Here is a 20,921-nt window from a genome sequence, read left to right as displayed (position 1 = left end):
GCGCGTTACGAAGCGGAGGGCGGTCCGGACGGGCGTTCCAGCTCGTGGCGCAGGTCCTCCAGCTCGCTGCCACCGGCCATCTGGCGGGTCAACTCGTCCAGCGTGACGGAGTCCTTGGTGTGGCTGCCCGCCATGACACCGCGCTTCAGCAGCACGAAACGATCACCCACGAGGTACGCGTGGTGCGGGTTGTGGGTGATGAGGACCACGCCGAGGCCCTGGTCACGTGCGGCGGCCACGTACTTCAGGACGACCCCGGACTGCTTGACGCCCAGCGCGGCCGTCGGCTCGTCGAGGACGAGGACCTTGGCGCCGAAGTGGACCGCGCGGGCGATGGCCACGCACTGCCGCTCGCCGCCCGACAAGGTGCCGATCGGCTGGTCGACGTCGCGCAGGTCGATGCCCATGCGCAGCAGCTCGGTACGGGTGGTGGCGCGCATCAGGTCGACGTCGAGGCGCTTGAAGGGGCCCTTGCCCTTCGTGGGCTCGGAGCCGAGGAAGAAGTTGCGCCAGACCGGCATCAGCGGGACGACGGCCAGGTCCTGGTAGACGGTGGCGATGCCGCGGTCCAGGGCGTCGCGCGGGTTGGCGAGCTCGACCTCCTCGCCCTCGATGCGGAAGGTGCCGCCGTCGTGCCGGTGCAGACCGGCGACGATCTTGATGAGGGTGGACTTGCCCGCGCCGTTGTCGCCGAGGACGCAGGAGATCTCGCCCGCGCGGACCTCCAGGGACACCCCTTCGAGGGCGCGGATGTTCCCGTAGTACTTGCTGACGTCGTCGAGCTCCACGAGGGGAGCGGGCGAGCCGCCGGCGGGGGTGGGTTCCGTGGTCACTTCGCGGCCTCCACGCGCTTGCGGATCCAGGCGTTCAGCAGGGTCGCGAGCAGCAGCATGGCGCCCAGGAAGAACTTGAACCAGTCGGGGTTCCACTCCGCGTACACGATGCCCTTGCTCGTCATGCCGAAGATGAGGGCACCGACCGCGGAGCCGATCGCGGAGCCGTAGCCGCCGGTGATCAGACAGCCGCCGATGACGGCCGCGATGATGTAGATCAGCTCGTTGCCGACGCCCTCGCCCGACTGGACGACGTCGAAGGAGAAGAGCAGGTGCTGGCCGGAGATCCAGGCGCAGAAGGCCACGCCCATGTAGAGGCCGATCTTGGTCTTGAAGACCGGGACGCCGACCGCGCGGGCCGCGTCGGAGCCGCCGCCCACCGCGAAGATCCAGTTGCCGAAGCGGGTGCGCAGCAGGATCCAGGTGGCGACGGCCACCAGGCCGATCCACCACAGGATGGTGACCTTGAGCTCGACGCCACCGACGGTCCAGGTCGAGGCGAAGAGCTTCTTGGCGGAGGGGAAGCCCTCCATGTCGGCGATCGACTTGGTGGAGACCGTGCCGCTGATCAGCTTGGTGAAGCCGAGGTTCAGGCCGGTCAGCATGAGGAAGGTGCCGAGCGTGATGATGAAGCTGGGCAGCTTGGTGCGGGTCAGCATGAAGCCGTTGAACGCGCCGATGGCGAGGGTGACGAGCAGCGAGACGCCGACGCCGACCCAGACGTTCGCGGTCATCTGGTAGCTGAACATCGAGGAGATCAGCGCCGAGCTGGTGACGAGCACACCGGCGGAGAGGTCGAACTCGCCGCCGATCATCAGCAGCGCGACCGGCACGGCCATGATGCCGATGGTGGAGGCCGCGTAGAGCACGGTGCCGAGGCTGGCGGCACGCACGAAGCTGTCGGCGGCCAGCGAGAAGAAGACGAAGACGGCGAGCGCGCCGACGACCGAGCCGAGTTCGGGGCGGGCCAGCAGCTTCTTCATCGGCGAGGTGCGCAGCAGCCGCTCGTCGACGTGGTCCAGGCCGTCGGCGGGCGCCGGTGGCGGGGCGGCGGCGCTCATCGGGTGCCCCGCTCCGTGTAGCCCTTGAGCGCGGCGGCGTCGTCCTTGGTGATGATCTGCGGGCCGGTCAGGACCGGCTTGCCGCCGCCGAGGACATTGGCGTTGTAGCGGTAGAGCCAGAGCAGGTCGACGGCCTCGTACCCCTGGAGGTACGGCTGCTGGTCGACGGCGAAGCCCAGGGTGCCGGCGGCGAGCGCGTCGGCGACCTTGGCGTTGAGGTCGAAGGTCTCCACCTCGGCCTTGCTGCCCGCGCTCTTCCTCGCCTGGACGGCGGCGTCGGCGAACGGCGCGCCGAGGGTGACGACGGCGTCGATGGACGGGTCGGACTGCAGCTTGGCGAGGATGGAGGCCTGTACGTCGGGCATGTTGGTGCCGTCGACGTAGAGGTTCTGCAGGTCGCCGCCGAAGGTCTTCTTCGCCCCGGCGCAGCGCTGCTCGTGCCCCACGTTGCCCTGCTCGTGCAGGACGCACAGGGCCTTCTTGCGGCCGCGCTCGTCCAGCTCGTCGCCGACCGCCTCGCCCGCGACGGTCTCGTCCTGGCCGATGTGGGTGAGGGCGCCGAAGGCCTTGGAGGCGTCGGCGCCGGAGTTCACCGTGATCACCGGGATGCCGGCCTTCACGGCCTTCTCCACGGCCGTCTTCATCGCGTCCGGCTTGGCCAGCGTGACGATGAGCCCGTCGACGCCCTTCGCCACGTACGAGTCGATGAGCTGGGCCTGCTGCTGCGCCTCGTCGCTGTGGGCGTAGAGGAAGTTGATGTTGTCCTTGACGGCGGCCTGCTTGGCGCCGTTCTGGACGATGTCCCAGAACGTGTCCCCATCGCCCGAGTGGGTGACCATGGCGAAGGTCCAGCGGGGGGTGTCCACCGCTGCCCGCCCTTGGGCAGCGGCCGCCTTGCGGGCGTCCTCCGCGCGCTTGCCGCCGGTGCTGCTGCATCCCGCGAGCGCGGCGGTCAGCGCCACCGCGAGCACGGCGCCGATGGCCGCGCGTACCCCTCCATTAGGAACCCTGGTCACGAGGCCGTGCCCTCCTTTGTGTCCTTCTGCGTGCATTGCAGTATCGGTCATGGGGGTCGCGCGGATCTTCAGGGGGCCTACCCACGGGCCAGCAACTGGAACTCGAAGGAGTAACGCGAGGCCCGGTAGAGGTGGGAACCGAACTCCACCGCACGGCCCGTCGCGTCGAAAGTGGTGCGCTCCATCGTGAGCAGCGGGGCGCCCGGGAGCTCGCCGAGCGGCTCCGCCTCCGCCGGTTCCGCGGCGCGGGCCCCGACGGTCTGGCGGGCGCTGTGCAGGGTGAGCCCGGCGGCGCGCAGCAGCCGGTAGAGGCCGGTCTCCGCGATCCGCTCGGCGTCCGCGTCGAGCAGGTCGGCCGGGAGGTGGTTGCGCAGCAGCGCGAGGGGCTCGCCGTGCGCGGAGCGGAGCCGCTCCAGGTAGCGCACCTCGGTGCCCTCCGCGACGCCGAGGGCGGCGGCGGCCCGTGGGCCCGCCGGTTCGAGCCGGTCGGCCAGGACCCGGGTGGCGGGCAGCTGCCCGGACGCCTCCAGGTCGTCGTAGAGACTGCTCAGCTCCAGCGGGCGGCGGACGGTGCTGTGCACGACCTGGGTGCCCACGCCCCTGCGGCGCACCAGGAGGCCCTTGTCGACGAGCGACCGGATGGCCTGGCGGACGGTGGGCCGGGACAGGCCCAGGCGCGTGGCGAGGTCGATCTCGTTGCCGAGCAGGGTGCCCGGGGTCAGCGCGCCGTTCTCGATCGCCGCCTGGAGCTGCCGGGCGAGCTGGAAGTAGAGGGGCACCGGGCTGGCGCGGTCCACGGACAGCGGGAGCGACGCCGGGGACGGAGACGGAACCGGTGCGGGGGGTGGGGGCGATGAGGGAGGTGAGGGAGGTGGGGACTGCGGCGGCTGGGGAAGCACGTCCGGGAGCGTAGCCCCGGGGGTCGGCCCCGGGAAGGCGTGGCGTCCTGTTGTCCTGACATTTCCTTGACAGGGGGTCCGTTCCGCACCACCTTGGGGCCATGCGCATCGGACTGATCGGCACGGGACGGATCGGGGCCTTCCACGCGGGGGTGCTCGCCCGGCATCCGGAGGTCGAGGCGCTCGTCCTGGCCGACGCCGACGCGGTGCGGGCGGCCCGGGTGGCGGGGGCGCTCGGGGCCGACGCGGCCCCGTCCGTCGACGCCCTGCTCGGGCACCCGCTGGACGCCGTGGTCATCGCGTCGGCCACCGCCGCGCACGCGGAGCTGATCGGGCGCGCCGCGGCGGCGGGCCTCCCGGCCTTCTGCGAGAAGCCGATCGCCCTGGACGTGCCGGGGACGCTGGAGGCGCTGCGGGCGGTCGAGGCGGCCGGCACCGAGCTGCAGCTGGGGTTCATGCGCCGGTTCGACGCCGGGTACCGGGCGGCGCGGGACGCCGTGCTCGACGGACGACTCGGGCGCCTGCACACCGTCCGCGCGGCCACCTCCGACCCGGCGCCGCCGCCCGCCGCGTACCTGCCCCAGTCGGGCGGGCTGTTCCGGGACTGCCTGGTGCACGACTTCGACATCGTGCGCTGGGTGACCGGCCGGGAGGTCGTGGAGGTGTACGCGACCGGGTCGGACGCGGGGCCCGCGATGTTCCGGGAGGCCGGGGACGTGGACACGGCGGCCGCGCTGCTGACCCTGGACGACGGGACGCTGGTGACGGTGACCGGGACCCGGTGCAACGGGGCCGGGTACGACGTGCGGATGGAGCTGGCGGGCGAGCTGGACCAGATCGCGGTGGGGTGGGACGAGCGGACCCCGGTCGAGTCGGTCGAGCCGCTGGGCCCGCGCCCGCCCGCCAAGCCGTGGAGCGGCTTCCTCGACCGGTTCACGCCGGCGTACGAGGCGGAGCTGGACGCGTTCGTCCGCGTGGTGCGCGGCGAGCGGGACAACCCCTGCGACGGGGCCGAGGCGCTCGCCGCGCTGCGCGTCGCGGAGGCGTGCGAGCGGTCGCGGCGGGAGCGGCGCGTGGTGCCACTGGCGGAGGTCCCCTAGTCTCCTGGTCCCCTAGGGGACCAGGAGACTTCGGGCGCTGCCTGGGCGGCCGTCGACAGGACCGTCCCCTGGGCGACCGCGCACAGCGTCTCCGAGTCGTCGGCCGCCACCGTGAGCAGGTCGCAGCGGACGACCGCCTGGCGGCGGCCGGCGTGCACGACCGAGGCGCGGGCCCTCAGCAGGGTGCCGCGCGCCGGGCGGACGTACTGGATGGAGAAGCCCGCGGTCAGGACGGCCGGGCCCAGGGCGGCGCCCGCCGCGAAGGTGAGGGCGTTGTCGGCGGCGTAGGAGAGGACCCCGCCGTGGACGAACCCGTTCTGCTGGTGCAGCTCCTCGCGGATGTCGAGCTCCAGGATCGCCCCGCCCTCGCCGAAGGCGGTGATCCTCGCGCCGAGGAGCCGGCTGAAGGGCTGGGCGTCCAGGACCTTCTGCGCCATGTGCAGGTCGAAGGCGCCGGGGCCTCCGGCGCTCGCGGCGGTGCTCATGGGCGTCACCATACGACCGGCAGGCGGCGGGTGCCGCGGATCAGCATGCCGGGGAGCCACTCCAGCGACCCTGCCTCGGGGTCGATTTCCAGCCGCGGGAAGCGTTCGAGGAGTGTCCGAACGGCTATCTTGCCTTCCAGGCGGGCGAGCGGGGCGCCCAGGCAGAAGTGGATGCCGTGGCCGAAGGCCAGGTGGCCGCGCGGGTCGCGGCGGATGTCGAAGCGGTCCGGCTCCGGGAAGCGGCCCGGGTCGCGGTCTCCGGCGGCGAGGCCGATCAGGACGATGGCGCCGGCGGGGATCTCCGCGCCGCCGAGGGTGAGCGCCTGGGGGGCGAAGCGGAGGGTCGCGCTCTCCACCGGGCCGTCGTAGCGGAGCCCTTCCTCGATCGTGCCGTCGAGCAGGCCTGAGTCCGCGCGCAGGGCCGCCAGTTGCTCGGGGTGCGTGAGCAGGGCGCGGACCGTGTTGGAGATCAGGTTGACGGTGGTCTCGTGGCCCGCGATGAGCAGCAGGTAGGCGAGGGCCCGGAGTTCGGGCAGCGAGAGCCGGTCGCCGTCCTCGGCGCGGGTGGTGATGAGCGCGGAGAGCAGGTCGTCGGCGGGGCCCGCGGCCCGCTTGTCCTCGATGAGCGCGTCGAGGTAGCCGCCGAATCCTTCGACGGCCTCCCGGTCGGTCATGGCGCCGGTCGGCGCGACGAGCTCGTTGGACCAGGCGCGGAAGGAGTCGCGGTCGGCGGCCGGGACGCCGAGGAGCTCGCAGATGACGGTGATGGGCAGCGGGAAGGCGAAGGAGTCGACGAGGTCGGCGCGGCCGTCCGGCTCCATCGCGTCGAGGAGCTCGTCGGTGAGCTGCTGGATGCGCGGGCGCAGGGCCTCGACCCGGCGGCCCGTGAACTCGCCCGCGACCAGCTTGCGCAGCCGGGTGTGGTCCGGCGGGTCGACGATGAGCAGGTTCGGCCCGACGATCTCCTCCTCGGGCAGCGGCATGCCGAAGGCGGAGAAGGACTTGGAGAGGCGCTGGTCGGCGAGGGCGGCGCGGGCCTCCTCGTACCCGACGACCAGCCAGGCCGGCATGCCGTCCGGCGTCAGCACCTCGTGGACGGGCCCTTGCGTGCGGAGCTTGGCGTAATACGGGTACGGGTTCGCGGTGAAGTCCGCGCCGTACTCCCCCAGATCGATGACGGACATCGCTCAAGCCTATGCATCGCGCTCGCCGTCGTGAAGATCGAGAAGTCCGGCGTCGTGGACGAGCAGCGCGATCTGGACACGGTTGTTGAGGCCGAGTTTGGCCAGAATCCGCGAGACGTGCGTCTTGACGGTGGGGACGCTCATGTACAGGGTGGCGGCGATCTCGGCGTTGGACCGGCCCTGTCCGACGGCGACGGCGACCTCGCGCTCGCGGTCGGCGAGCAGGGCCAGGCGCTCGGCGGCGGTGGCGCGGCGGGGCGGTTCCTGCGCCTGCACGGCGACATGGCTCATCAGCTGGCGGGTGACGGCCGGGGAGAGCACGGGGTCGCCGGCGGCCACCCGGCGGACGGCGGTGATGATCTCGGCGGGCGGGGTGTCCTTGAGGACGAAGCCCGCGGCACCGGCCCGCAGCGCCCGCAGCACCTGCTCGTCGGCGTGGAAGGTGGTGAGGACGACGACCTCGGGGGCCCCGCTCGTGGCGCGCAGCCGTTCGGTGGCGGTGAGGCCGTCGACCTGCGGCATGCGGATGTCCATGAGGACGACGTCGGGGGCGAGCCGTTCGACGAGCTCGGGCACCTCGGATCCGTCGGCGCCCTCGCCGACGATCTCGATGTCCTCGGCGCCGCCGAGCATCAGGGCCAGGCCGCCGCGGACCAGCGGGTCGTCGTCGACGATGAGCAGACGGATGGTCATGCGGGCCACGGTAGCCAGGCGCGCAGGGCGAACCCTCCGTCGGGGGCGGGTCCGTGCTCCATCCGGCCACCGGCGAGGGTGGCGCGTTCGGTGAGTCCGATGAGGCCCTGCCCGGAGCCGGGGACCTCCGGGACGGGGCCGGTGGGGGCGGGATTGCGGACCTCGACGGTCAGGCCCTCGCCGGGGCGGCCGCGCAGGGTGAGGGTGACCTCGGCGCCGGGGGCGTGCTTGCGGGCGTTGGTCAGGGCCTCCTGGGCGATGCGGTAGACGGTGCGCCCGGTGGAGGCGGGGACGGATCCGGGATCGGTGACGGTGGTGTCGAGGACGACCCGCATGCCGGCCTCGCGGACCTCGTCGACCAGGGCGTCGAGGGTGGCGAGGGTGGGCTGGGGCCGGTCCGCGGCCTCCTCCCCCGGGGCGCGCAGGACGCCGATGATCTCGCGCAGGTCCTGGAGGGCCTCGTGGGCGCTGTCGCGGATGACGCCGGCGGCGCGGGCGACCTGCTCGGGAGGGGCGTCGGGCCGGAACTCCAGGGCGCCGGCGTGCACGCTGAGCAGGGTGAGCCGGTGCGCGAGGACGTCGTGCATCTCGCGGGCGATGGCCTCCCGGGCGAGCCGCTGGGCCTGCTCGAAGCGCAGTTCGGCCTCGGCCTCGGCGCGCAGGGCCCGGTCGCGCAGGGCCTCGACGAGCTGGCGGCGGGAGCGGACGAGCATGCCCCAGGCGGTGACGAGGAGGATCAGGACGACGCCGAGGCCGATGGCGACGACGACGTTGACGCTGGGGTCGGGCCGGACGAAGACCTGGACGACGGAGGCGGCCGTGGCCAGGCCTCCGATCCAGGCGACCTCCCGGAAGGGGCGCCGTACGGCGACGCTGAACAGGCTCGCGAGGACGGCGCCGCTCGCGGTGGGTGCGACGATGCTGACGGCGGAGAGCGCGACGGCGAGCCCGGCGGGCCAGCGGCGGCGCAGCCAGAGGGCGCAGCAGGCCAGGCCGCCGACGACCTGGTCGGTGAGCGCGACCGACTCGCTGCTGTACTTGAGGCTGGTCTCGGCGGCGAGCAGCCCGACGAAGGCGGCGAGCAGGAAGAGGGTCGTGTCGACGATCCAGTCGCGCACGGTGCGCCGCGGCCGGCCGCGCCCGGGCGTCTCGGTCCCGGCGGCCTGGACGAGGTGGGAGGGGAGCAGCCAGGTGTGCCGCTCCGGGCGTGCCGTGCGTGTCATACCGGAAATGTACGCAGGCGGGGGCGGTGGACGCGGGCCGGAACGGCCGGTCGGATACCAAAGTCGTACGGGCGTCGACTTCGGTCGTACGGCGGGATACCGGTGGCCGACGCGGCCCGCAGCGCGTGTGGATCATGCTCGGGGCATGAAGAGGTTTCTTGAGGTCACGGGTTTTCTGGTCATGGTCTTCGGCGTGTGCGGAGTGGTCCGCGAGCTCACCGACGGCTGGTTCAAGCTGATGGGGGTGACCCGGTTCCTGACGGACCACGTGTGGTTCCTGGAGGGCCGCGAGCTGTTCGCGAACATCGTGATCGCGGCCCTCGGCCTGGTGATCATGGTGGTGTCGGACCGGGTCCCCAAGTCCTGACGCCTGACGTCCGACACCGGCCCGGCCGCCTTCGGCCGTCCGCCGTCGGCGCTACCGCGCGGCGGTGTCGGCTGCGTCGGCGGCCCGGCGGCCCCAGGTGGTGCCGGCCAGGACCAGGACCGCGCCCGCGAGGCCGAGGGTGCCGGGCCGGTCACCGGCGAGGGCGATGCCCACGGCGGCGGCCCACAGCGGCTCGGTGCCGAGCAGCAGGCTGACCCGGGACGGCGAGGTGCGGCGTACGGCCCACATCTGCACGAAGAAGGCGAAGAGCGTGCAGAAGACGGAGAGGAAGAGCAGTCCGGCCCACTCTCGGGGCCCGAAGCCGAGCGCCACGGACCAGGGCGAGGCCCCGGTGCCCGGCAGTGCCGCCAGGACGGCGAAGACCGCGACGGCGGAGCCGAGCTGGACGGTGGTGAGGGAGAGGGAGTCCGCGCTCCGCACCGCCTTGATCCGGGACATCGCGAGGACGTGCACGGTGCGGGCGAGGGCCGCGAGCAGCATCAGCAGGTCGCCGAGGGTGGGCCCGGTGAAGCCGCCGCCCTGCGTCAGCAGCACCACGCCCGCGACGGAGAGCGCGGCGGCGGCGAGGAAGGCGCGGGGCGGCCGGGTGCCGGTGACGGCGGCCTCGGCGAGCGGGGTGAGGATCATGGTGAGGCTGATGATCAGGCCCGCGTTGGTGGCGGAGGTGTGGACGACCCCGTACGTCTCCAGGAGGAAGATCCCGGCGAGGATCAGCCCGAGCGTCCCCGCCCCGCGCCACTGGGCGGCGCTCAGGGCCCGCAGCCTGCGCCGTCCGGCCGCCACCAGGACGGGCAGCACCACCGCGAACCGCAGGACCAGCACCGCGATGACGGTGTGGGTGGTGGTGACGCCCTTGGCGGCGAGGTAGCTGGCGCCCCACACGACCGCGACCAGCAGGACCGGCAGGTCCGTGAGCCAGGCGCGGCGCGGGGCGTCGAGGGGTGCGGGTACGGCGAAGGAGGACATGGCAGCCGTCTCCAACTCGATGAACGGGGTGGAGACTTCGACGGCTCGCACGCGGGAGGCTCACCGTATCCAAAGCGGCCCGTGGTGGCTACACCTTGTCAGCGGCGACGTGCTCAGTAGCTCCCGTACGTGGGGCGTCCCGCCTGCTCGTACGTCTGGATGGCGACGCCGGCGGCCGTGGTGCGGGCGCCGGTGAGCCGGAAGGCGCTGGGCGTGGCGCCGTCCGCGAAGAAGCGGAGGCCCTTGCCGAGGACGACGGGGAAGACGGCCAGGTGCAGGGTGTCGATGAGGTCGTGCTCCATCAGCGTCTTGGCGAGGCCGGCGCTGCCGTGCATCTGGATCTCGCCGTCGAGCCGCTCCTTGAGCGCGGCGACCTCCTGGGCCACGTCGCCGGAGAGCACGGTGGTGTCGTGCCACTCGGCGGTGGTCAGGGTGCGCGAGGCGACGTATTTGGGAAGGTCGTTGAGCTTGCTCGCGATCGGGTCGTCCGGGTCGGTGTGCTTCGGCCAGTAGCCCGCGAAGATGTCGTACGTGCGGCGGCCCAGCAGGAAGGCGGTGGGCCGTTCGAAGACCTCGGTGACGAAGCGCCCGAAGTCGTCGTCGCCGTACGGGACGGACCAGCCGCCGAGGTCGAAGTCGTCGCTGGTGTCCTCCTCGGGGCCGCCGGGGGCCTGGTGGACGCCGTCGAGGGTGAGGAACTGGGTGAGGCTCAGGGTGGCCATGACAGGTGCCCTTTCTCTTCCGGACCATCGTGTCTCACCCCTGTCGACCGCGCCGCCCGGCGGAACTCATCGGTGATCGCCTCGCCGTCCGATTCCCGCCAGCTCCGGAACCGCGCCCCGCGTTTGATTGAACTCGCAACGACACGAGGACAAGCGATGGTCGAGAAGGAGTGCGACATGGCCGGCATGAGCGGCAAGGCGGTACTGGTCACCGGTGGCAGCCGGGGCGTGGGGGCGGCGACGGCCGTCCGGTTCGCCCGGGAGGGCGCGGACGTGGCCTTCACCTACGTCCAGGGCGAGGAGCGGGCCCGCGAGGTCGCCGCGCGCGTCGAGTCCGCGGGCGGCAAGGCGCTGGCGCTGCGCGCCGACGCGGCGAGCGCGGGTGACGCGGCCGGCGCGGTGGAATGGGCGGCGGACGCCCTCGGGCGGCTCGACGTGCTCGTCAACAACGTCGGCGTCGGGGTGCTCGGCCCCCTGGAGTCACTGACCCTGGCGGACGTGGACCGGGTGCTCGCGGTGAACGTCCGCGCGGCCTTCCTGGCCTCGCAGGCGGCCGCGGCGCGGATGGCGCGGGGCGGACGGATCGTCACGGTCGGCACCTGCATGACGCAGCGGGTCCCGGGCCCCGGCGGCACGCTGTACGCGACGAGCAAGGCGGCACTGGTCGGACTGACGAAGGCGCTGGCGCGGGAGCTGGGCGACCGCGGCATCACCGCGAACATCGTCCACCCGGGCCCGACGGACACCGACATGAACCCGGCCGACGGCCCGTACGCGGAGCCCCAGGCACGGATGACGGCCCTCGGCCGCTTCGGCACCGCCGAGGAGGTCGCGGCGATGGTCGCGTTCCTGGCCGGCCCGGACGCGGCGTACGTGACGGGCGCGGAGTTCTCGGTGGACGGCGGGCACGCGGCGTAGGGAAGGCGCGGGGAAATGCACGAGGGCGCACCGGTGCTGTCGGGTCGGTGCGCCCTCGTGTGCCGCCGGGTGGGGTGTCGTGCCCACCCGGTCGTCTTCAGGGGTGGCGTCAGCCGCCCAGCTCCTGGTGGCGGGCGGTCAGCCGCGCCGTGCCCGCTTCGGTGAGCGAACCGAAGAGACGGAGGCGGGAGATGCCGCCGTCCGGGAAGATGTCGATCCGCACCCGCGAGCCGACCGCCGGCACGTCGAGCACGAAGCGGTGGTTGGTGTCGGGCTGGAGGCGGGTCCGGGGCAGGATCTCGGTCCAGTCCTCGGAGCCCTCGGCGGCCACGGAGAGCGCGGCCCAGCCGGCGCTGTTGCCCTTGAGGTAGGCGGTGTCGATCTCGACGGCGCGGATCTCGGACTCGGCGGCGAGGCTGTACCGGATCCAGTCGTTGCCCTTGTCACGGCGGCGGCGGGTCTCCCAGCCGTCGTCCATCTTGCGCGAGCGGCCGGGCTGGATGGTGTTGGTGGCCGGGGAGTAGAAGCGGTCGGAGGCGTCCTCGACCTGGCCGCCGTTCTCCAGGGCCGCGAGGTCGAAGGTGCCGAGCACGCCGAGCCACCGCGGGTCGGGCGCGACCTCGCCGTGGACGCGCAGGCGGGCGATGCCGCCGTCGGGGTGCTGGTTGACCCGCAGGTGGGTGAAGCGCTGCTCCACGTCGACGGCGAAGCCGTTGGCGGCGTGGCCGCCGATGGCGGTGCGCGGGACGAGCGTCGTCCACTTCACGTCGTCGGCGAGCAGCTCCTCGGGCGAGGGCGAGCCGGCGACCGAGGCGGCCTCGACGGAGACGGCCTGCGGGTAGTTGCCGCGGAAGTGGGCGGTGTCGACGACGATGCCGCGGATGACGCCGGGGGCGCCGAGGCGCACCAGGGCCCAGTCGTGGTCGTCCTCGGTGGGGTGCGGCACGGCGGCGGAGACGCCGCGGCGGCGGCGGGTCTCCCAGCCGTCCATGATCTTGCCCTTGTGGCCGAAGTGCTCGGGGTCGAACTCGGCGGCCTCGGGCTTGAGCAGGTTCTCGCGCTCGGCGAAGAACTCGTCGTTGGCGGCGGTCACGCCCGCGCCGAGTCGCCGGTCGGCGAGGTCGGCGTACTGGGTGAAGGGGAAGTCCGCCGTGCGGTAGTCGGCGTACGGGTCACCGCCGCCGTAGGGGCTCGCGTCACCGGTGAAGCGGGGTATGGACGACACGTCAGTTGGTCCTTTCGAGGAGGCGGCCGGAGGGCTCGGCGAGGGTGCCGCGGTCGGCGATCCGCTCTCCGCGCAGCCAGGTGGAGGTGACGACGCCGTACAGGGTGCGGCCCGCGTAGGCGGTGACCCTGTTGCGGTGCTGGAGCTCCGCCGGGTCGACGGTGAAGGTGGCGTCCGGGTCGACCACGGCGAAGTCGGCGTCGCGGCCGGCCTCGATGGCGCCCTTCTGCCCGAGGCCCGCGAGCCGCGCCGGCGCCTCGGACATCCAGCGGGCCACGTCGGTGAGGTCGTGGCCGCGGCGGCGCGCCTCGGTCCAGATGGCCGGCAGGCCGAGCTGGAGGGAGGAGATGCCGCCCCAGGCGGAGGCGAAGTCGGGGGTCTTGAGGTCGGCGGTGGACGGCGAGTGGTCCGAGACGACGCAGTCGATGGTGCCGTCGGCGAGGCCCTGCCAGAGCAGGTCCTGGTTGGCCTCCTCGCGGATCGGCGGGCAGCACTTGAACTCGGTGGCGCCGTCCGGGACTTCCTCGGCCGTGAGGGTGAGGAAGTGCGGGCAGGACTCGACGGTGATGCGGACGCCCTCGGCCTTGGCGGCGGCGATCAGCGGCAGCGCGTCGGAGGAGGAGAGGTGCAGCACGTGGACGCGGGCGCCCAGGCGGCGGGCCTGGTTGATCAGGTTCTCGATCGCGGTGTTCTCGGCGACGCGCGGCCGGGAGGCGAGGAAGGCCGCGTACTCGACGGCCCTGCCGCCGGACATCTGCGGGGCCGCGGCGAGCTCGTGCGGGTCCTCGGCGTGGACGATCATCAGTCCGCCGAAGCCGGCGATCTCGGCGAGCGAGGCGGCCAGCTGGTCCTGGTCGAGCTGAGGGAACTCGTCGACGCCGGAGGGCGAGAGGAAGCACTTGAAGCCGAAAACCCCGGCGTCGTGCAGGGGGCGCAGGTCCTTGACGTTGTCCGGCAGCGCGCCGCCCCAGAAGCCGGTGTCGACGTGCGCCTTGGGGCGGGCGACCTCCTGCTTGACGCGCAGGTTGTCGACCGTGGTGGTGGGCGGCAGCGAGTTGAGCGGCATGTCGACGAGGGTGGTGATGCCGCCGGCGGCCGCGGCGCGGGTGGCGGTCCAGAAGCCCTCCCACTCGGTGCGACCGGGGTCGTTCACATGGACGTGGGTGTCGACGAGTCCGGGCAGGACGACGTCGTCGCCGACGTCCTCCAGCCGGGCACCGGCCGGTACCTCGGCGTCGTACGGCAGCACGGCCGCGATCGTCCCGCCGGCGACGGCGATCGACGCGGCGCGCGTCCCCTCGGGAGTGATGACGCGCGTCGAGCGCAGGACCAGGTTGACGTCCACCCGTACCCCTTCTTCCACGAACTTCTTCCACGAAGCAGAAATTCAACGAACTGTTGAAGGAGTCTTCACGCGAGACGACATGTCGTCAAGGGCACACTTCCAGCATGGGCCGCTCTTGAACCCGCCTTGGATGTTTCCACAGAGTGGAATGTAAATTTCGTACAGTAGAACGTAGCTCTGCACATGCGAGGTCGACCAGGACGCCTCCCGGAGGCCTCCGACACCGGACAAACACCCCCCTGACCGGCGCGGACGCCAGAACCGGACCGTGTGTCCCGGCCACCCGCCCGGTAGGCTGCTGCCTTGCCCGCCTGCCCCGAAAGGACCGTTGCCGTGCCGACGTCCAGCGCCAGCACCACCGACGCCGCCAAGCCCGCCGCCGCGAGCGGTGGCGTCCAGTCCCTCGAGCGTGCCTTCGATCTCCTGGAGCGGATGGCCGACGCCGGCGGCGAGGTCGGGCTGAGCGAGCTCTCCGCCAGCAGCGGGCTCCCGCTGCCCACCATCCACCGCCTCATGCGCACCCTCGTCGCCTGCGGGTACGTACGCCAGCAGCCCAACCGGCGGTACGCGCTCGGCCCCCGGCTGATCCGCCTCGGCGAGTCCGCCTCCCGCCTGCTCGGCACCTGGGCCCGCCCGTACCTGGCCCGGCTCGTCGAGGAGACCGGCGAGACGGCGAACATGGCGCTGCTCGACGGCGACGAGATCGTGTACGTCGCGCAGGTGCCGTCCAAGCACTCCATGCGCATGTTCACCGAGGTCGGCCGCCGGGTGCTGCCGCACTCCACCGGCGTCGGCAAGGCACTGCTCGCGTACACCCCGGCGGACGAGGTGCGCGCGCTGCTCTCCCGTACCGGCATGCCGGCCGCCACCGAGAAGACCATCACCACGCCCGAGGGCTTCCTCGACGCGCTGGCGGCGGTGCGGGAGACGGGGTACGCGGTCGACGACAACGAGCAGGAGATAGGAGTCCGCTGCCTCGCGGTCTCCGTCCCCGACTCCCCCACCGCGGCGGCGATCTCCATCTCCGGCCCGGCCGGCCGGGTCACCGAGGCGGCCACCGAGAAGATCGTCCCGATCCTGCAGCAGGTCGCGGAGGAGCTGTCCGCGGCCCTCGCGAACACGGCGGGCAACGGACAGGGCTAGGGCCTGTCGTCAAACTCCCGCCTGCCCCGCGACGCCTGGCAGCGCACCTCGCCGCGTCGTCGAGGCACCCGAGTGCGTCCAGTGATCGGGAGCCTCTCCGCTTCGCGATGCACGGCACCGGACGCCGCGGGCCCGACCGGCAGGATCCGAAGGAGACGACCTAGCGAGGTCCTGCCGTGGCACCGGTCAGCGCGCAGCCCGGGCGGGTCGGCTTCCATCGCGAGCCCGCGGTGAGGCAGGCGGCGATCTGATGGACCTGCTGGCCGTAGCTGCGGCCCCGCACCGCGGTCACGGATCCGTCCCGGCCGACCTCGCAGGGGTTGTTGTCGGTGCACTGCTCGCCGTCGCGGTTGTGGGTGTTGTTGATGCCCACGACGGTCTCCCCGTCGGACGCCAGCAGTGCGGTGCCGGAGTGGCCGGGCCTGCTGACGCAGCTGTCGCTGGTGGCGTAGCGCACCGCGCGGTCCTGTTGGTAGCCGTCCTCCCGCAGGTGCGGCACCACGGCCTCCACCGTGCACGACGGACGGTTGACGTTGTAGGCCATGGACAGCCGGTCGCCCTTGCGCATCGGGGTGGTGGACAACCGGAAGACCTTCGCGCCCTCCGCGGCCAACTGTGCGTAGGTCTTGTCCAGCCGGTACAGCGCGATGTCGGTGCCCGTCATCGTCGCGTACACCAGCCGGGTCGCGCGGGCGGTGGTCCGGGTGTAGCCGGCGGAGTCGTTGATGGTGACCGGGCTCTCCAGATCGGCGGGCCGGTCCACCAACGCCTTCCCCGGCGCGGGCCGACCGCTCGGCACGCAGTGGCCGTTGGTCAGCGCCAACGCCGGGTCCTGGGGGCGCGCGGTGGGGGGCCGCACCACGGACCCCAGGCAGTCGCCCACCTTGGCCGCGCCCTCCACGTTCGGGATCGGGTCGAAGGGCGGCACATCGGTTCCGGTCACGATGCCGTCGATCCAGGCGGAGTTCTTCGCGACATCGGTGTACAGAGCGGGATGGTCGGCGCCCCTGATGCCGGGACCGATGACCGTTCCCGCCAGCACCCACTCGCCGCCCGCCCGGACCAGGGCAGGTCCTCCCGAGTCCGTCATCCCCGGCCCGACAGGAGGATCGAGGCGGCCGACGCACAGGGGCGAAGTGGCGTCGACGTCGTCCCAGCACTCCTGGAGCGGCACGACCTCGGTGTCGGCTTCGCGCAGTCTGCTGGGAAAGCACGCGGGGTCGTCGAAGTCACCGCAGGCGTCCGAAGCCTCGCCCCAGCCGAGGATGCGGACGGGCGTGCCCACGGCGGGCGTGGTCTCGGACAGCCGTACGGGCTTGGCCCGCACCGGGTTGCGCAGGTGCAGCAACGCGATGTCCTCGCCCGGGGGGTCGTACTTGGCTGTACGCCGGTAGAACGTGTCGACCTCGGTGACTTCGCCGCCGTCGGTGACGTCCAGCGACCCGACACGGACCTTCCAGCCGCGGGGAACGCCCGCCTTCGAGCCCGTCGGGGTGTTGGCGCAGTGCCCTGCGGTCACCGCCCACTGCGGAGCGATGAGCACGGCCCCGCACCGGTGTCCGTCCGGGCGGGGAGCGTCGTACTGGAGCGAGACCATGAACGAATACGGCTGGGTGGACTCGGTACCCCCGACGATGGCCTGCGCCGGCAAGGCGGTGACCAGGCTCGTGATCGCCACGGCCCCCGTCGTCAGGACGGCGGCCGTCCTTCGGCTCATCCATGTGCGCATGTGTGACTCCCGTTCGTCCGCCGCCGGACATGAGGCCGGGCGGGCATGTACGGAGGAACAGCATCGGGCCGTTCCGCATGGCCACGATCTTGAACGCGGGGAGCCTCCGGTTCGCCTCGCCCGTGTATCAGGCACATCACGGCAACCGCTCAGACGTGTCTCGGCGGGGGCCGGCCGGCCCCCGCCGCCGTCCCGACGGGCCGCGCCCCGCCCTGTCGGGGGCGGGGCGCGGCCCGTCGGGACGGCGGTCAGGCCTGGGCCGGGACCGTGTTCTCCGTCAGGCGGCCGTCCCGGACCGTCACCACCCGGTCCGCCCGGTCCAGGTGGGTGCGGTCGTGGGTGACCAGGACGGTCGCGGTGCCCCGCTCCCGGGTGAGGCCGGCGAGCAGCTCCATGACCGCCGCCCCCCGCTCGTGGTCCAGCGCGCTGGTCGGCTCGTCCACCAGGAGGACCGAGGGCTCGTTCATCAGGGCCCGCGCGATGTTCACGCGCTGGCGCTGACCACCGGACAGCTGGTGCGGGCGCTTGTGGGCCTGGTCCGCGAGGCCGACCGCGTCGAGGATCTCCATGGCCCGCCGCCGCGCCTCCCGGCCCATCCGCCCGGACAGGTGCGCCATCACCTCCAGCTGTTCCACCGTGTCGAGCGAGGGCAGCAGGTTGGGCTGCTGGAAGACGATGCCGATCTTCTCGCGCCGCAGCTCCGCCTTGGCCGCCGGGCTCAGCGGCCCGGTGTCCGTGCCGGCCACCAGCACCCGGCCGCTGTCCGGGGTGACCAGGGTCGCGGCCACCGCGAGCAGGCTGGACTTGCCGGAGCCCGAGGGGCCGACGACGGCCGCCAGGGAGCCGCCGGGGACGTCCAGGGAGACCGCGTCGAGGGCGGTCAGCCGTCCGTCGCCGTCGGGGTAGGTCAGGGTCACGTCGTCGAGGACGAGCTTGTCGGTGGTCACCGCGCACTCCCAAGGGCGGTCAGAGGGTCGACGGCGGTGATCCGCCGGATGGACAGCGCCGCGCCGAGCACACCGAGCACGATGATCACGGCGGCCGGTCCCAGCACGGTCAGCGGCTGGAGGACGAAGGGCACGTTCCCACCGCTGATCAGCGCGCCGATGCCGGTCGCGAGGCCGGTGCCGATCAGCGTGCCCGCGCCGAGCATGATCACGGCTTGGCCCAGCGCGTCCTTGAGGAGGTACGGGGTGGAGGCGCCGAGCGCCTTGAGGACGGCCACGTCACCGCTGCGCTGGATGGTCCAGACGGTGAAGAAGGCTCCTATGACGAGCGCCGAGATCGCGAACAGGAAGCCGCGCATCATCTGCAGCGAGCCGTTCTCGGCCTGGTAGGACCCTATGGCGGTGAGCGCCTCGTCGGGCGTCAGCGACGAGGTCTTCCCAGCCGCGTCCCCGGCGGCCCAGTCCACGTCGGCGCCGCTGAGCGCGATCACCGTGGCCTGTTCCTGATCCGTGGTGCCGCTGTGGCCCAGCTTCTGCCAGTCGTCGAGCGACGTCCACACGACGGGCGTGTGGCTGTACGAGGCGTCCCCGGAGACCGCGGCGACCGTGGCCTGCACGGGGCCGAGGCGCACCGCGTCGCCCGCCCGGACGTCCAGCTCCTCGGCCGCCGACTCCGAGAGGACCGCCTTGCCGGGGGCCAGCCTGCCGCTCTCCGGGGCGATCCCGGAGCCCGGCTCCGTACCGAAGGCGGAGAGCGCGGCCGTGCGGCCGCCGGCGGTGGCGTTGAGGGTGCGGATGCCGAGCGGCTCGGCGCTGTCCACGCCCGGGCGTGCGGCCCAGTCCCGCCACTGGCTCCCGGTGACGGTCGAATTGGTGAACGAGACCGACTGGCCCGAAGGCGGGGCCGCGAAGGCCAGCCGGTCCGCGGGCAGGCCGGTGATCGCGGAGATGTTCTCGCGCGCCAGCCCGGCGGTGAGGCCGGACAGCAGTCCCACCAGCAGGGTGATCAGGACGATCACCGTGCCCATCAACGTGAATCGCCCTTTGGCGAATCTCAGGTCTCTCCATGCCACGAACATGAGGCCAAGCCTGCTCGGCCGGGCCGTCCCCGGGCATCGCGCCACGGATTGCACCGCAATCAAACTTTCGGTTGAGTCCGGATTGTCCGGACCGGCCCTCGCACGCGCATACGCTGGACAGACCATGGATCCCCGTTCACTGACCCCCGTCCTGCGCGCCCTGCGCCTCTGCCTCCACCTGCTGATGGCGGGACTGCTGGTGCTCGCCGTCCTGGGCTCCGAGTCGGCCGCCGCCGTGGCGGCCGCCGCGCTGACCGGCGCGGTCTACGCGGCGGGTGCGCTGCTGCCTTCCGTACGGGACTCGTGGCGGGCCGCCGCGGTGTGGCTGGGCGCCCTGTGCGCGGCCTGGCTGCTGCTGCTCTGGATCACGCCCGACGCGCTGTGGGTGGCCTTCCCGCTCTACTTCCTGCAACTGCACCTGCTGCCGGTGCGCTGGTCGCTACCGGCCGTGGGCCTGACGGCGGGCGCCGCGATCCTGTCGTACGTGCGGCACGGCGCCCCGCTCACCCCGGGGGTGTTCATCGGGCCGCTGCTCGGCGCGGCGGTGGCCGTGGCGACCGTGCTCGGCTACCAGGCGCTGTACCGGGAGAGCGAGCGGCGGCGGTGCCTCATCGAGGAGCTGATCTCCACCCGGGCCGAGCTGGCGGCGGCGGAGCGGAACGCGGGGACGCTCGCCGAGCGCGAGCGGCTCGCCCGGGAGATCCACGACACCCTCGCGCAGGGCCTGTCCTCGATCCAGCTGCTGCTGCGGGCCGCCGAGCGCGCGCTGCCGGAGGGTTCCCCGGCCGCCGGGCACATCGAGGAGGCCCGGCGGGCCGCGCAGGAGAACCTCGCGGAGGCCCGGCGCTTCGTGCGCGCCCTCTCCCCGCCGGACCTGGAGCACGGCTCGCTCGCCGGGGCCCTGGAACGCCTGTGCCAGACGGCCGGGCCGGACGGTCCGCGAGTGCGCTTCTCGGTGAGCGGGACGCCGGCCGAACTGCCCACCCCGTACGAGGTGGCGCTGCTGCGGATCGCGCAGTCGGCGCTCGCCAACACCGTCCGGCACGCCTCGGCCTCGCGGGCGGAGATCACGCTGTCGTTCATGGGCGGTTCGGTGGCCCTGGACGTCGTGGACGACGGCGCGGGCTTCGAGCCCGGCGCGCTGCGGCCCTCCTCGGAGGGCGGCTTCGGGCTGCCCGCGATGCGTTCCCGCGCCGAGTCGCTGGGCGGTGCGTTCACCGTCGAGTCGGCGCCCGGCCAGGGCACCGCCGTGGCCGTCACCCTTCCCCTGCCCGCCGCCCCTCTGCCCGCTGGAGCCGACGCATGACCATCCGACTGCTGCTCGCCGACGACCATCCGGTGGTACGGGCCGGGCTGCGCGCCGTCCTCGACACGGAGCCGGACTTCACCGTGGCCGCGGAGGCCGCGACGGCCGAGCGGGCGGTGGAGCTGGCCGCCGCCGGGGGTGTGGACGTGGTCCTGATGGACCTCCAGTTCGGTGCCGGGATGCACGGCTCGGAGGCGACGGCCGCCATCACGGCCGTGCCGGGCGGGCCGCGGGTGCTGGTCCTGACGACGTACGACACCGACGCGGACATCCTGGCGGCGGTGGAGGCCGGGGCCTCGGGCTATCTGCTGAAGGACGCCCCGCCGGAGGAGCTCGCGGCGGCGGTACGGACGGCCGCGGCCGGCCAGTCGGCGCTGGCGCCCGCGGTGGCGCACCGGCTGATGGACCGGATGCGGACCCCGGCGGAGGCGCTGACCAAGCGGGAGCTGGAGGTGCTCCAGCTGGTGGGCGAGGGCCTGTCGAACCAGCAGATCAGCAAGGCGCTGTTCCTGAGCCAGGCCACGGTGAAGTCCCATCTGGTGCACGTCTTCGCCAAGCTGGGCGTCGACTCGCGCACGGCGGCGGTGGCGGCGGCGACGGCCCGGCGGCTGATCCGGCGCTGAGCGCCGAGCGCCGAGCGCTGAGACCGGGCGGGCGGG

At 73.0% G+C, this 20,921-nt stretch carries 21 protein-coding genes; 6 read left to right on the top strand and 15 right to left on the bottom strand.

All coding sequences use genetic code 11. The features are described 5' to 3' along the window. Positions 1 to 5 precede the first annotated feature (5 nt). From OG309_RS30365 to OG309_RS30350, 4 genes are read right to left on the bottom strand one after another with little or no spacing between them, the layout of a single operon-like run. Positions 6 to 833 (bottom strand): ATP-binding cassette domain-containing protein, encoded by an 828-nt coding sequence (locus tag OG309_RS30365; RefSeq protein WP_329425666.1) that lies wholly within the window; start codon positions 831 to 833, stop codon positions 6 to 8. After that, complete coding sequence (locus OG309_RS30360; protein WP_329425663.1) at positions 830 to 1,894, bottom strand: ABC transporter permease; 1,065 nt, start codon at positions 1,892 to 1,894, stop codon at positions 830 to 832. Before OG309_RS30360 ends, OG309_RS30365 begins: the two co-directional genes overlap by 4 nt. Further along, positions 1,891 to 2,946: a sugar ABC transporter substrate-binding protein gene (locus OG309_RS30355; protein ID WP_443067600.1), complete on the bottom strand. Its 1,056-nt coding sequence runs from the start codon at positions 2,944 to 2,946 to the stop codon at positions 1,891 to 1,893. Before OG309_RS30355 ends, OG309_RS30360 begins: the two co-directional genes overlap by 4 nt. 41 nt (positions 2,947 to 2,987) lie before the next feature. Beyond that, a complete protein-coding gene (locus tag OG309_RS30350) occupies positions 2,988 to 3,707 on the bottom strand; it encodes a GntR family transcriptional regulator (RefSeq protein WP_402544703.1) in 720 nt (239 codons plus the stop codon). 203 nt (positions 3,708 to 3,910) lie between these two features. Here OG309_RS30350 and OG309_RS30345 point away from each other — a divergent pair, with 203 nt between their 5' ends. Continuing rightward, complete coding sequence (locus OG309_RS30345; RefSeq protein WP_329425661.1) at positions 3,911 to 4,909, top strand: Gfo/Idh/MocA family protein; 999 nt, start codon at positions 3,911 to 3,913, stop codon at positions 4,907 to 4,909. On the opposite strand, the gene OG309_RS30340 is transcribed toward OG309_RS30345, so the two are convergent. Genes OG309_RS30340 through OG309_RS30325 form a run of 4 tightly spaced genes read right to left on the bottom strand, consistent with a single transcriptional unit; the run spans position 4,906 to position 8,494 of the window. Beyond that, positions 4,906 to 5,394 (bottom strand): PaaI family thioesterase, encoded by a 489-nt coding sequence (locus OG309_RS30340; RefSeq protein ID WP_329425657.1) that lies wholly within the window; start codon positions 5,392 to 5,394, stop codon positions 4,906 to 4,908. The genes OG309_RS30345 and OG309_RS30340 overlap by 4 nt on opposite strands. Before the next feature lie 5 nt (positions 5,395 to 5,399). Next, positions 5,400 to 6,578 (bottom strand): cytochrome P450 family protein, encoded by a 1,179-nt coding sequence (locus OG309_RS30335; RefSeq protein ID WP_329425655.1) that lies wholly within the window; start codon positions 6,576 to 6,578, stop codon positions 5,400 to 5,402. 9 nt (positions 6,579 to 6,587) lie between these two features. Continuing rightward, positions 6,588 to 7,271 (bottom strand): response regulator transcription factor, encoded by a 684-nt coding sequence (locus tag OG309_RS30330; RefSeq protein ID WP_329425652.1) that lies wholly within the window; start codon positions 7,269 to 7,271, stop codon positions 6,588 to 6,590. Continuing rightward, a complete protein-coding gene (locus OG309_RS30325) occupies positions 7,268 to 8,494 on the bottom strand; it encodes a sensor histidine kinase (RefSeq protein ID WP_329425650.1) in 1,227 nt (408 codons plus the stop codon). The genes OG309_RS30330 and OG309_RS30325 overlap by 4 nt, the downstream gene beginning before the upstream one ends. 145 nt (positions 8,495 to 8,639) lie before the next feature. Here OG309_RS30325 and OG309_RS30320 point away from each other — a divergent pair, with 145 nt between their 5' ends. Further along, positions 8,640 to 8,861, top strand: coding sequence for a hypothetical protein (locus tag OG309_RS30320; protein WP_329425647.1), 222 nt, complete (start codon positions 8,640 to 8,642; stop codon positions 8,859 to 8,861). Between the two features lie 51 nt (positions 8,862 to 8,912). Here OG309_RS30320 and OG309_RS30315 read toward each other — a convergent pair whose 3' ends face one another. Both OG309_RS30315 and OG309_RS30310 read right to left on the bottom strand, forming a co-directional pair. Continuing rightward, complete coding sequence (locus OG309_RS30315; protein ID WP_329428612.1) at positions 8,913 to 9,848, bottom strand: DMT family transporter; 936 nt, start codon at positions 9,846 to 9,848, stop codon at positions 8,913 to 8,915. Positions 9,849 to 9,961: 113 nt separating this feature from the next. Further along, positions 9,962 to 10,570: a dihydrofolate reductase family protein gene (locus OG309_RS30310; RefSeq protein ID WP_329425644.1), complete on the bottom strand. Its 609-nt coding sequence runs from the start codon at positions 10,568 to 10,570 to the stop codon at positions 9,962 to 9,964. A 177-nt stretch (positions 10,571 to 10,747) separates the two neighbouring features. Here OG309_RS30310 and OG309_RS30305 point away from each other — a divergent pair, with 177 nt between their 5' ends. Then, entirely contained in the window at positions 10,748 to 11,488 is a 741-nt protein-coding gene (locus OG309_RS30305) for an SDR family NAD(P)-dependent oxidoreductase (RefSeq protein ID WP_329428610.1), read from the top strand. Between the two features lie 109 nt (positions 11,489 to 11,597). On the opposite strand, the gene alc is transcribed toward OG309_RS30305, so the two are convergent. Together alc and allB are read right to left on the bottom strand one after the other, a co-directional pair. Continuing rightward, positions 11,598 to 12,713, bottom strand: coding sequence for an allantoicase (alc, locus tag OG309_RS30300; protein ID WP_329425642.1), 1,116 nt, complete (start codon positions 12,711 to 12,713; stop codon positions 11,598 to 11,600). A 1-nt stretch (position 12,714) separates the two neighbouring features. Then, positions 12,715 to 14,058: an allantoinase AllB gene (gene allB / locus OG309_RS30295; RefSeq protein WP_329425641.1), complete on the bottom strand. Its 1,344-nt coding sequence runs from the start codon at positions 14,056 to 14,058 to the stop codon at positions 12,715 to 12,717. A 333-nt stretch (positions 14,059 to 14,391) separates the two neighbouring features. Here allB and OG309_RS30290 point away from each other — a divergent pair, with 333 nt between their 5' ends. Beyond that, a complete protein-coding gene (locus OG309_RS30290; RefSeq protein ID WP_329425639.1) occupies positions 14,392 to 15,201 on the top strand; it encodes an IclR family transcriptional regulator in 810 nt (269 codons plus the stop codon). Between the two features lie 160 nt (positions 15,202 to 15,361). On the opposite strand, the gene OG309_RS30285 is transcribed toward OG309_RS30290, so the two are convergent. From OG309_RS30285 to OG309_RS30275, 3 genes are all read right to left on the bottom strand, one after another. Beyond that, a complete protein-coding gene (locus OG309_RS30285) occupies positions 15,362 to 16,930 on the bottom strand; it encodes a trypsin-like serine protease (protein WP_329425638.1) in 1,569 nt (522 codons plus the stop codon). Positions 16,931 to 17,178: 248 nt separating this feature from the next. Then, complete coding sequence (locus tag OG309_RS30280) at positions 17,179 to 17,877, bottom strand: ABC transporter ATP-binding protein (protein WP_329425636.1); 699 nt, start codon at positions 17,875 to 17,877, stop codon at positions 17,179 to 17,181. Beyond that, positions 17,874 to 18,956, bottom strand: a complete 1,083-nt coding sequence (locus tag OG309_RS30275; RefSeq protein ID WP_329425634.1) for an FtsX-like permease family protein — start codon at positions 18,954 to 18,956, stop codon at positions 17,874 to 17,876. Before OG309_RS30275 ends, OG309_RS30280 begins: the two co-directional genes overlap by 4 nt. Before the next feature lie 124 nt (positions 18,957 to 19,080). Here OG309_RS30275 and OG309_RS30270 point away from each other — a divergent pair, with 124 nt between their 5' ends. After that, the gene (locus OG309_RS30270; RefSeq protein ID WP_329425633.1) at positions 19,081 to 20,262 is read left to right on the top strand and encodes a sensor histidine kinase; all 1,182 of its coding nucleotides are present in this window, start codon (positions 19,081 to 19,083) and stop codon (positions 20,260 to 20,262) included. Beyond that, entirely contained in the window at positions 20,259 to 20,885 is a 627-nt protein-coding gene (locus OG309_RS30265; RefSeq protein ID WP_329425630.1) for a response regulator transcription factor, read from the top strand. Before OG309_RS30270 ends, OG309_RS30265 begins: the two co-directional genes overlap by 4 nt. Positions 20,886 to 20,921 lie beyond the last annotated feature (36 nt).

Origin of the sequence: Streptomyces sp. NBC_01268 (genome assembly GCF_036240795.1) — a bacterium.
GTDB lineage: Bacteria > Actinomycetota > Actinomycetes > Streptomycetales > Streptomycetaceae > Streptomyces.
The sequence above is the reverse complement of the archived record's forward strand: the minus strand, read 5'-3'. Positions and strand labels throughout refer to the sequence as shown.

Coding starts and splice junctions, on each gene's coding strand:
- OG309_RS30330 (WP_329425652.1), bottom strand. CDS start 7,271: ATGACCATCCGTCTGCTCATCGTCGACGACGACCCGCTGGTCCGCGGC.
- OG309_RS30310 (WP_329425644.1), bottom strand. CDS start 10,570: ATGGCCACCCTGAGCCTCACCCAGTTCCTCACCCTCGACGGCGTCCAC.
- OG309_RS30325 (WP_329425650.1), bottom strand. CDS start 8,494: ATGACACGCACGGCACGCCCGGAGCGGCACACCTGGCTGCTCCCCTCC.
- OG309_RS30335 (WP_329425655.1), bottom strand. CDS start 6,578: ATGTCCGTCATCGATCTGGGGGAGTACGGCGCGGACTTCACCGCGAAC.
- OG309_RS30305 (WP_329428610.1), top strand. CDS start 10,748: ATGGCCGGCATGAGCGGCAAGGCGGTACTGGTCACCGGTGGCAGCCGG.
- OG309_RS30340 (WP_329425657.1), bottom strand. CDS start 5,394: ATGAGCACCGCCGCGAGCGCCGGAGGCCCCGGCGCCTTCGACCTGCAC.
- OG309_RS30360 (WP_329425663.1), bottom strand. CDS start 1,894: ATGAGCGCCGCCGCCCCGCCACCGGCGCCCGCCGACGGCCTGGACCAC.
- OG309_RS30265 (WP_329425630.1), top strand. CDS start 20,259: ATGACCATCCGACTGCTGCTCGCCGACGACCATCCGGTGGTACGGGCC.
- OG309_RS30320 (WP_329425647.1), top strand. CDS start 8,640: ATGAAGAGGTTTCTTGAGGTCACGGGTTTTCTGGTCATGGTCTTCGGC.
- OG309_RS30355 (WP_443067600.1), bottom strand. CDS start 2,946: ATGCACGCAGAAGGACACAAAGGAGGGCACGGCCTCGTGACCAGGGTT.
- OG309_RS30275 (WP_329425634.1), bottom strand. CDS start 18,956: ATGTTCGTGGCATGGAGAGACCTGAGATTCGCCAAAGGGCGATTCACG.
- OG309_RS30270 (WP_329425633.1), top strand. CDS start 19,081: ATGGATCCCCGTTCACTGACCCCCGTCCTGCGCGCCCTGCGCCTCTGC.
- OG309_RS30315 (WP_329428612.1), bottom strand. CDS start 9,848: ATGTCCTCCTTCGCCGTACCCGCACCCCTCGACGCCCCGCGCCGCGCC.
- OG309_RS30345 (WP_329425661.1), top strand. CDS start 3,911: ATGCGCATCGGACTGATCGGCACGGGACGGATCGGGGCCTTCCACGCG.
- OG309_RS30285 (WP_329425638.1), bottom strand. CDS start 16,930: ATGCGCACATGGATGAGCCGAAGGACGGCCGCCGTCCTGACGACGGGG.